The organism is Mycobacterium sp. SMC-21, assembly GCF_045310825.1.
Classification (GTDB): Bacteria; Actinomycetota; Actinomycetes; order Mycobacteriales; family Mycobacteriaceae; genus Mycobacterium.
Genome location: NZ_JBJIAO010000069.1, coordinates 1 through 9,950, shown reverse-complemented (window position 1 = coordinate 9,950; position 9,950 = coordinate 1). Strand labels below are relative to the sequence as shown.

The 9,950-nt window shown below is 63.3% G+C and carries 5 protein-coding genes and 5 pseudogenes; 4 read left to right on the top strand and 6 right to left on the bottom strand.

Translation table 11 applies throughout. The features are described 5' to 3' along the window. Positions 1-1,062, top strand: a 1,062-nt coding sequence (locus ACJH6H_RS29200; RefSeq protein WP_406776333.1) for an IS3 family transposase, incomplete at its 5' end; no start/stop codon positions are given. Here the strand turns inward: ACJH6H_RS29200 and ACJH6H_RS29195 are convergent. From ACJH6H_RS29195 to ACJH6H_RS29170, 6 genes and pseudogenes are all read right to left on the bottom strand, one after another. Next, positions 998-2,400, bottom strand: a pseudogene (locus ACJH6H_RS29195) (IS256 family transposase). The gene ACJH6H_RS29200 and the pseudogene ACJH6H_RS29195 overlap by 65 nt on opposite strands. Before the next feature lie 325 nt (positions 2,401-2,725). Next, positions 2,726-3,373, bottom strand: a complete 648-nt coding sequence (locus ACJH6H_RS29190) for an MspA family porin (RefSeq protein WP_406776332.1) — start codon at positions 3,371-3,373, stop codon at positions 2,726-2,728. 94 nt (positions 3,374-3,467) lie between these two features. Continuing rightward, positions 3,468-4,124 (bottom strand): MspA family porin, encoded by a 657-nt coding sequence (locus ACJH6H_RS29185; RefSeq protein ID WP_406776331.1) that lies wholly within the window; start codon positions 4,122-4,124, stop codon positions 3,468-3,470. A 145-nt stretch (positions 4,125-4,269) separates the two neighbouring features. Then, positions 4,270-4,437 (bottom strand): annotated as a pseudogene (locus ACJH6H_RS29180) (integrase core domain-containing protein); the annotation flags it as partial. 78 nt (positions 4,438-4,515) lie between these two features. Then, positions 4,516-4,830: pseudogene (locus tag ACJH6H_RS29175) on the bottom strand (transposase); the annotation flags it as partial. A gap of 29 nt (positions 4,831-4,859) precedes the next feature. Continuing rightward, positions 4,860-5,435, bottom strand: a pseudogene (locus tag ACJH6H_RS29170) (IS630 family transposase); the annotation flags it as partial. A gap of 1,675 nt (positions 5,436-7,110) precedes the next feature. Here ACJH6H_RS29170 and ACJH6H_RS29165 point away from each other — a divergent pair. The 3 genes and pseudogenes from ACJH6H_RS29165 to ACJH6H_RS29155 all read left to right on the top strand — a co-directional run. Continuing rightward, positions 7,111-8,136 carry a PLP-dependent cysteine synthase family protein gene (locus tag ACJH6H_RS29165; protein WP_061010369.1) on the top strand — a complete coding sequence of 342 codons (1,026 nt, stop codon included), beginning with the start codon at positions 7,111-7,113 and terminating at the stop codon, positions 8,134-8,136. Continuing rightward, positions 8,133-9,434, top strand: a complete 1,302-nt coding sequence (locus ACJH6H_RS29160; protein WP_061001302.1) for an MFS transporter — start codon at positions 8,133-8,135, stop codon at positions 9,432-9,434. Before ACJH6H_RS29165 ends, ACJH6H_RS29160 begins: the two co-directional genes overlap by 4 nt. A gap of 418 nt (positions 9,435-9,852) precedes the next feature. After that, positions 9,853-9,950 (top strand): annotated as a pseudogene (locus ACJH6H_RS29155) (porin); the annotation flags it as partial.

Below are 9,950 nucleotides of genomic sequence, written 5' to 3'. Positions count from 1 at the left end.
CGGGTTCGGGAAGCGGCCCGGGAAAACGGAACAGCCCCAACGGTTGTCACCGCGTCCCGGGCCGACTTTCACCGACCCCCGCAACCGGTGATCTTCGCGTTCATCGACGATCAACGCGCCGCTGGGCACGCGGTCGAGTCGATCTGCCGAGTCTTGTGTGAGCAGGGCTGTCAGATCGCCGCGCGCACCTACCGGTCCTGGAAACAACCAGGCCGGACGGTAGCGGCCCGCACCATCACCGACGCCCAGGTCATCGACGCTGTGCGTGGCCTGGCGTGGACCACCAACGCCGCCGGCAAGCGCGTTCTGGCCCCCGAGGGGCTCTACGGGCGGCGCAAGATGACGGCCCTGATCCGCCGTGCCGCGCTGCCAGAGGCCTCGGCGGGCTCGGTGCACCGGGCGATGTGCACGTTGGGTCTGCAGGGCATACGGCGGTCAAAGAAGGTGCGCACCACGATCCCGGACACCGACGGGCGCCGCGCCCCGGATCTGCTCAACCGCAACTTCCATGCGAGCGTCCCGAACCGGGTATGGGTCACCGACTTCACTTACGTGCGGTCCTGGGCGGGCTTTGTCTACGTGGCCTTCATCGTCGACGTGTTCGCTCAGCGGATCGTGGCCTGGCACGCGGCCACCACCAAGACCACCGATCTGGTGATGGTCCCGTTGCGGATGGCCGTGTGGCAGCGCCGTCACGAAGGTCATCCCACCGCAGCCGGCGAGCTCATCCACCACAGCGACGCCGGAAGCCAATACACGTCGGTCCGTTTCACCGAACACCTTGAACTGGAAGGGATTTCACCTTCCATTGGCAGCGTCGGGGATGCCTACGACAACGCTCTGATGGAAACGATCAACGGCTTGTACAAGACCGAATGCATCCGAACCACAGTGTTCCACCCGGGGCCGTTTAGGACCATCGCCGACGTCGAGTACGCGACAGCAGCCTGGGTCGAGTGGTACAACAACCGAAGGCTGCACTCCAGTCTCGGCATGGTCAGCCCAACCGAGTACGAGCACGCCCACTACAGCGCCCTCGACCGAGAGCGTCAACCCGTATAGCAGCGGCGGAAAACCTGGGGCGGTTCACGAGTGCCTTCTTCCAGTTGGTGACCACCTGCCCTTCCACGAGCCGTCCAGGGGCTGTGCGGCCCTGTTTCTGGCCGCGTTCCTTGGCCCGCTCGGCGGCGCGTTTGTCTTCGATGTTGCAGATCGCCAGCCACAGCAATTTGACCACTGCGGCGTCGTTGGGGAACTGGCCGCGGTGCTTGATGATCTTGCGCAACTGATATTCAACGACTCGATTGAGTTGGTCGTGTAGATCACCCGGCGCAGCTCGGGCGGGAACGCCAAAAACGGGATGAACTGCTCCCATGCCCGTTCGAAAACCATTGTCACCGTTGGGTTCTTCTTCCCCAGCTCCGAGGCGGCGAACGCGTCCAACTCGACGCGGGCAGCGTCGGCATCGGGTGCGGTGTAGATCGGCTTGAGCGCCGCGGCCACGGCCTTGCGGTCGCCGTAGGACACGAACCGCAGCGCGTTGCGGAGTCAGGTGCACCACGCAGGTCTGCACCGCGGCCTGCGACCAGGTCGCGGCGATCGCCTCCGGAAAGCCCGTGAGCCCGTCGCAGCACACGATCAGCACGTCCTTGACACCCCGATTGGCCAGGTCCGCGCACACCGACGCCCAGAACGAGGCACCTTCATTGGGCTGGACCCAGATCCCCAGAACGTGCTTGACCCCGGCCATATCCACGCCCACCGCGATGTGCGCGGCCTTGTTGCGGGTGTGGCCACCGTCTTTGACCTTCACGATCATCGCGTCGAGGTAGATCACCGGATACAGCGGCTCCAACGGCCGGCGCTGCCAGGCCAGCACCTCATCGGAGATCTCTCGTCGACGATCTTGGAGATCGTCTCGTGCGACACCTCGGTCCCGATCGTCGATTGAAGATGAAATTGGATGTCCCGCAACGTCATTCCGCCTGCATATAGCGAAATGATCATGTCGTCGAGCTCGCCGATACGACGGGTGCCTTTAGGTACCAGTGTGGGGGTGAACGAGCCATCGCGATCCCGCGGCACATCCAGGGGCACCGGGCCGGCTTCGGTGAGCACGGTCTTGGGTGAGGTGCCGTTGCGAGCATTGGGAAGCACCCGACCGGCCGGGTCACCTTTGTCGTATCCCAGATGATCGGTCAGCTCGGCGGCCAGCCCGCGTTCGAGAGCGAGCTTGATCAGCCCGGGCAGCAGCCCGCCTTCACCGGTCAGCGCGACCTCGCCGGTATCGATCTGCGCCAGCAGATCATCGACCGCGCCCGACGCCCGAAGCGCCTCGGCCATCTCCACCGTGGAAGCCGCCTCAACCAGGGATGCATCCATGTTCTTGCCTGTTGTCACGTCCTGCGATCCTTCCGTTAACAGGACTTACACAGACCATTTGACACGCCCGCCGGCGAGCTCACCCGCGACGACCTGGTGAAGTCGGGGCGATTCACCTTGGCCTTGAACTTCTCGTCGTACCTCTTCGCCATAATGCGAACAACCTTCCCTCAAAAGAAGGCGCGCACAAAGTCGGGGCGGTTCACTGCGCAGATCGGCCACCATCTGCACCGCCCGCGCCTTCAACTCCTCCGGATACCGCCGTCTCGACGTCCCTGCAGCCATGGACCCATCCTTCCCAAAAGAAGAACTCTCCAGACACGCCGGGGCGGATCAGACAGGCTCAGTTCATGTTCCAGGGTTCGCCGTAGGTGGTGACGCTATCACCGGTCTTGGCGATCAGCCGGGCGAAGGGACGCAGAAGAACACCGCCGGCGGCGCCAGTGACCGTGCCATGGGCATTCGAGACGGCAACAGCACCGGCCGGGCCGGACACGTCCACCGAGAACGTCGCGACTTCCTGGATACCCGGACCATTGCCCAGGTCAGCAGAAATCGACACACCCGGGAATAGGTTCGGCGTGATGATGCCACCGAAACCGCTGCCGATGGTGCCCGGGAAGAACGTCGCCGGCGTCACATTATCGAGCAGGATGTTCGGTGTGGTGTAACTGAAATTGATCCCCACACCCAGCGACCATGGGAAACCAATCTGATAACCCAACTCCAACGTGCCCGCGAACTCATCACAACCCGTACCAGCGCAGTTGTACTTGGCCCGGCCCGAATGGAACCACTCACGCGTCAACCGGTTGCGATCCAGAGGGAACACCCCGTTGAGGAACGTGTCCCACTGCTGCACCGTCAACGTCCGATCCTGACCATCGACCAGGCTCAGCTCATTGTCCAGACCCGCATGAGATGTTCCCGCCCCCAGGAACAACGACGACACGGCCGCCGCCGCCAACAGGACCCGACCAACCACCCTCATGGTCCCCACCTTCTGCGGATTGATGATGTGTCATATGAAGTTTGCGACGGACGACAGTTCATCTGCAGTGTCCAGGAGAGTCACTAGCACATGTCTAGTTCATGTTCCATGGTTCGCCGTAGGTGGTGACGCTATCACCGGTCTTGGCGATCAGCCGGGCGAAGGGACGCAGAAGAACACCGCCGGCGGCGCCAGTGACCGTGCCATGGGCATTCGAGACGGCAACAGCACCGGCCGGGCCGGACACGTCCACCGAGAACGTCGCGACTTCCTGGATACCCGGACCATTGCCCAGGTCAGCAGAAATCGACACACCCGGGAATAGGTTCGGCGTGATGATGCCACCGAAACCGCTGCCGATGGTGCCCGGGAAGAACGTCGCCGGCGTCACATCATCGAGCAGGATGTTCGGTGTGGTGTAACTGAAATTGATCCCCACACCCAGCGACCATGGGAAACCAATCTGATAACCCAACTCCAACGTGCCCGCGAACTCATCACAACCCGTACCAGCGCAGTTGTACTTGGCCCGGCCCGAATGGAACCACTCACGCGTCAACCGGTTGCGATCCAGAGGGAACACCCCGTTGAGGAACGTGTCCCACTGCTGCACCGTCAACGTCCGATCCTGACCATCGACCAGGCTCAGCTCATTGTCCAGACCCGCATGGGACGTCCCCGCCCCCGCGCCCAGGAACGGCGACGACACCGCCGCTGCCATCGCCAACAGCACCCGACCAACCACCCTCATGGTCCCCACCTTTCCGAGTTTGATGTGCCGTATGAAGTTCCTTGCACACGGCGACGGCGCCGACAAGACCAGGAGACCCTGGTCTGCCGCCGCCGCCCCGAATTCGTTGCCGGCGCCAAGAATAAGCCCTAGCTGTACTCGGCCATCAGGTTGGTCGCGGTCGGCTGATGGGTGGTAGTCCGTCGAGTGCGCTGTGGCGGCGTTGAGTGTTGTAGAACTCGACCCAAGGTGCAAGGGCTCGGGCGCGGTCTGCGTTGGAGACGAAAACCCGGCGATAGGACCATTCGCATTGCAGCGTCCGGTTGTAGCGTTCGCTGCTCCTATGTTTGTCAAGCCGCGGCGGGTTGGCTGTTCGGGTCAGTGAGTTGTCTTGTGGTCGTGGGAGGTTGGCGTAGATCTCCCGGGCGATGTAGCGCTTGAGGCACCGGATGATCTCTCTTTTGCCGAGTCCTTCGTTGGTACGTCGTTCGACGTAAGCGCGGGTCGGCTCGTGATGGCGTAGTCGCACGATAGTGACGATGTAGAGGGCACTGTTGGCTTGGCGGTCGCCGCTGCGGCAGAGGCGATGGCGGCCGGTGGTTCGTCCGCTGCTGGCGGGCTGTGGGGCCACGCCACAGAGTTTTGCGAAGGCTTTCTCGTTGCGGATCCGTTCGGGGTTGTCCCCAGCGATAACGAGGAACTGACCGGCCAGCTCGACCCCGACGCCGAAGTGTGGTTCCCCCGAGATCGTGGAGGAAGAATCGGCTGAGATCGGTCCAGGGCCTGGATCTGGGATTTCTCATCGACGCTGACCACCACCGCTCCTTTGGGCGGGTCCAGATACAGCCCGACCACCTCACGCAACTTGGCCTCCAACTCCGGGTCGGTGGAGAACTTGAAGGTTTCCACCCGGTGCGGCTGGATGTTCCATTTGCGCCAGATGCGAGCCACGGAGGCGAATGAAATTCCCAACCGGGTGGCCATCAACCGTGCAGACCAGTGCGTGACCCCCAGATGGGCCGGCGGTTTGCCCCTGTCCGCCAATGTTTCCGACAACACCGCGATCTCGTCGATCACCGCCGCACGCCCCGGCCGGGGATCGTCATCGAGTCCTTCGATACCGCAATCCTGGTAGCGGCCACGCCATTCGAGCACCGTGCGCCGCGTGGTGCCCGTCCGGTCGGCGATATCGGTATTGGGCATACCGTCGGCGGCCAGCAGCACGATCCGCGCCCGGGTCGCCAGTCCTGCCTTCACCGTCGAAGCCCGTGTCAACGACTCCAGTCGAGCCCGGTCACCATCACGCAACTGCAATGCTGCGGCCGTATACATCCGCTAATTCTTGCGGCCAACCAAACGTAAATGAATTAACGACACGCAACACTAGCGATGGCCTCCCTGGCCGCCCTGGCCGCCGCCCCAGGCTCCGTGCGCGCCGCCCCAACCGCCGTGGCCGCTGTCGCAATTGCCGTGCGGTGGGATTAACCAGCACTTGTCGTGGTGGCCGGGACTGGGTCGCGTTGGAGCACTGAATGTGGCTGGCGGTGCCGCACCATGGCCTGCCGCTTGCGTGGTTGCCGGAGCGGAGAGGGCTAGTGCGGAGGCGGCCGCTGGTGCGGCGATCGCTACCGCGAAACGATGAACAGCCTTGATAGTCATAGGGATTCCTTGCGTGTGGGCCGCCGTTGAGGTGGCCGTGATGGATGATTGCCGGTACCAGCGGCCCCGGGATTGAGGGCCGTGGGTATCGTCAGTCAGTTCCGCATCACGCAGAAATGCCGCAGTCGCTCACGACCGCCATGCAGAAGCCAGGTCGCAGTGCGTGACGGCGGGCCGCGGGTGTTCGGCGACCGCACTGCCCGCAATGCCATTGACAGGACGACCGCAAGCGCCGCCGGCACTCCCCATCCGCGCCCAACGCCTGCAGTAGCCATGATTGCTGAGGCGGCCACTGGCAGTTGACATTCCTGGTGAACATCGACGGTGTGGGCGGCGGCAATCTCGGTAGATAGCCCCTGCGCTGCGGGTATCAGCGACGCACGCGGAACATGCTGGCCCTCGAAATCGTGAGTCGGGGGGCATTGGAGCGCTGGGATCAGCGCGACAGCGAGCGCCAGCAGCACCCACACTGCGCCCGCGGCGAGTCTGCCACGGGCGCAGGCACGGTCACCTGTGAGCGCCATCGCCCTACCTTAACACCGCCACGCACACCCGTAGGGGGTATGCATGTCCGGTGTCGCCCGCCGCGACAGCGCCGGCCATGAAGCGCTGTGCTGGAAGGTTTGCGGGGGTGGGCCGAAACGGCTCGGCGCGTCGCGGCATTGCGTGACGATTTGATCACATACCCGCTAGGGGCATTGGGGCCATGGTAGTTTTGTGGCCGTGAGGATCTGGGGCCGCCGATGCTGTCGCAGTCGGGTGCGGCTGTGGTTGGTGGCGCTGCTGGTCGGCATTACTGCCAGTTTGCCGCTGGCGCACTGCATCGGTGACCGTGGACAGCACCTCCGCGCACCTCAGCATCATCAGGCACCGATCACGATCGCTGGAGCGCCGGCAATCAATGTCGCCGCAATGACGGCGCATCCGCATGTAGGCAGTACCTTGCATGCGGCGTGGTGCTCGGTTTTTGACGTACCTGCGTTGAGTGTCCGAACGGATGGTCCGTTGCGGGTGTTGGTCACCGTGGGTGTGATGCTGGGCGCTGGTGCTCTCGGGGCGCTGTGGTCTGGGCGTGAGTGTCGTGGATCGCCTCGGCGACGCCGCTGCCCGGGGATTCCGCGCTTCGGGCGGGTCCTTCTTACTGATTTGTGTGTGATTCGCTGCTGAGGGTCGGGTTCGGCTGCTGGAGCGATCGTGGTATCGCCGGTGCGGCTCAAGCGCCCGTTACTACCTTTCGGCCGTATCGTTGCGGCCCTCACACAGGGAATTTTTCATGAACAACAGTATTGCTCTGTCTTCTCGTCGTAGTTGCACTCACCTGGGACCGAAGTTCCACGACCCCAACACGTTGGTGGGTAACACCCCGGTGTTGTGGGTGTCGGAACCTTTTGCTACATCTGACACCGGATTTTGGGCCAAGCTGGAGGCGCACAACCCCAACGGCATGAAGGACCGGCCCGCTCTATATATGGTGGAGCAGGCCCGGGACCGTGGGGACCTCAAGCCTGGGGCGATGATCGTCGAATCAACCAGTGGAACGCTGGGGCTGGGGTTGGCGCTGGCTGGGATCATCTACCGGCACCCGGTAACCCTGGTCACTGATCCGGGGATGGAGCCGATCATCGTTCAGATGCTGACCGCCTACGGCGCGCAGGTCGACATCGTGACCGAACCGCACCCGATCGGCGGATGGCAACAAGCTCGCAAGGATCGTGTCGCTGAAATCCTTGCCGTTGAACCGGATTCGTGGTGTCCTGATCAGTACCAGAACCCCGATAATGTCGATGCCTACCGCGGCGTCGCCGAAGAGTTGATCGATCAGCTGGGCACCGTTGACACACTCGTGTGCTCGGTGGGCACCGGTGGGCACTCGGCGGGCGTGGGACGTGTGCTGCGGGAACACAATCCGAATCTGCGGCTGGTGGGGGTCGACACCATCGGTTCTACGATATTCGGGCAGCCCGCCAGCACGCGGCTGATGCGTGGCCTCGGGTCGAGCATCTACCCGGGTAACGTCGATTATCCCGCGTTCGACGAAGCCCATTGGGTCGCGCCGAATGAGGCCGTCTGGGCCGCACGAACCTTGGCCGCTAAATACCATGCCAGCGGTGGGTGGAGTGTGGGGGCGGTGGCATTGGTCGCGGGGTGGGTAGCCCGCACATCTGCTCCTGGTACGCGTGTCGCCGCCGTGTTTCCCGACGGTCCGATGCGCTACCACGGCACCATTTACGACGATGACTACTGCCGCAAACATGATTTGCTCGATCGTCCGCCGGCGCAGGAGCCCGATGTGATCGATGATCCGTCCGCGCGAGTGGTGGATCGATGGACCAGACTGACTCGGGTGATCGATCCGATCGGCCGGCAGGCATGATTCGGACTTTCCGTCAGTTCCGTTCTTTCGACCGGGCCAGCCAGATCCTGATGGTGAATCAATTCACCATCAACGTCGGCTTCTACATGCTGATGCCCTACCTCGCTGGATACCTGGCGGGGCCATTGGGTTTGGCGGCGTGGACGGTGGGTCTGGTCCTGGGGGTCCGGAACTTCTCCCAGCAGGGCATGTTCCTGGTGGGTGGCACCCTGGCCGACCGGTTCGGATACAAGCCGCTGATCGTTGCCGGCTGTTTTCTGCGCACAGCCGGATTCCTGATGCTGGCCTTCGTAGACTCGCTACCTGCGGTGTTGATTGCCTCAGCTGCAACAGGTTTCGCGGGTGCCCTGTTCAACCCCGCGGTGCGCGCCTACCTGGCGGCGGATTCGGGGAATCGCAGGGTGGAAGCCTTCGCCGTCTTCAACGTCTTCTACCAGGCAGGTATCCTGTTCGGACCGATCGTGGGTCTGGCATTGACGGCTTGGGACTTCCGGATCACCTGCGCCGTCGCCGCCGCGGTGTTCGCCGTCCTGACAGTGATCCAACTGACGGCGCTGCCGCCGAGCCGAGCCGAACAGAACCCGGACAAGCAGCCAGTGCTGGCCGACTGGCGGTCGGTGATGTCCAACAAGGCCTTCCTGCTGTTTTCGGGCGCAATGATCGGCTCGTACGTGCTGACCTTCCAGGTGTACCTCGCGCTGCCTTTCCAGGCGTCGCTGCTGACCGCCGACAAGAAATCCGAAACTGCGTTGGTGACAGGCATCTTTGTGGTGTCCGGGCTGGTGGCGATCGCCGGACAGGTGCGACTTACCGACTGGCTATCGGCACGGTTCGGACCAAGTCGCAGTTTGGTGATCGGGATGCTGGTTATCGCGGTTGCCTTCGTACCGCTGGCGCTGCTGCCATCGGCCGGCGCGGCCGGATCGATTCCCGCGACCGTTGCCCTGTTGCTGGCTGCGGCTCTGCTGGCTGTCGGCACCATCGCGACCTTCCCGTTTGAGATGGACACAGTGGTCAGGCTGGCGGGTAACCGTTTGGTAGCCACGCACTACGGGTTGTACAACACGATCGTCGGGGTCGGGATCCTCGCCGGAAACCTGTTGACCGGCTCGGTATTTGGTTACACCCGGCAGCACGGCCAACCTTCCCTGCTGTGGATGTCGCTGACCGCGGTAGGGCTCGTATGTACCGCAGCACTCTACGCATTACACCAAACCGGGCTCCTCGGCCAGGACGAACAGGTCGCATCGGCCACAGACAACGAGTCGTCGACTGATCGCCTTCCGTCACGGCGGTGACTGCCACCAATACACACGAACCGACCGAGCAGCCCGCATTAGAACAGGATCACTACTGGCCAGTAGCGCGCTCAAGTCGGCGGTGGCCACTTCGCCGCCGAAGACGATACCGATCGCTGTCGTGCTTGGCGTGCGACCACTTGAGCGGCACCGGGCCACGGTACAAGAGTGTTGTGGTACCCCCAAATCGGCCGACTTCAAGCACGGAGGGCCCGCAACGCAGTTGCGGGCCTCGGGCGGCAGATGCCAACTGGAGGAAAAACGCGCTCGAACAGCTCACCAGCGGGCAGAAGGCCGTATGCTGAGCGTCGGCGGCGCATTCGGGGCGGCGTCGACAGACTACGGTGTTGGTTTGTCGACGCCGCCCGTCGTCTGCGGGAGCTTTTGTGCAGGACATCGAGCCCAGAAAGTGGGGACTATGAAGGCATTCAACCGGGTGCTGTTGGCGGCGGCGGCCGTGTCGTCGTTGTTCCTGGGGGCGGGAACATCTCATGCGGGTCTGGACAATGAGCTGAG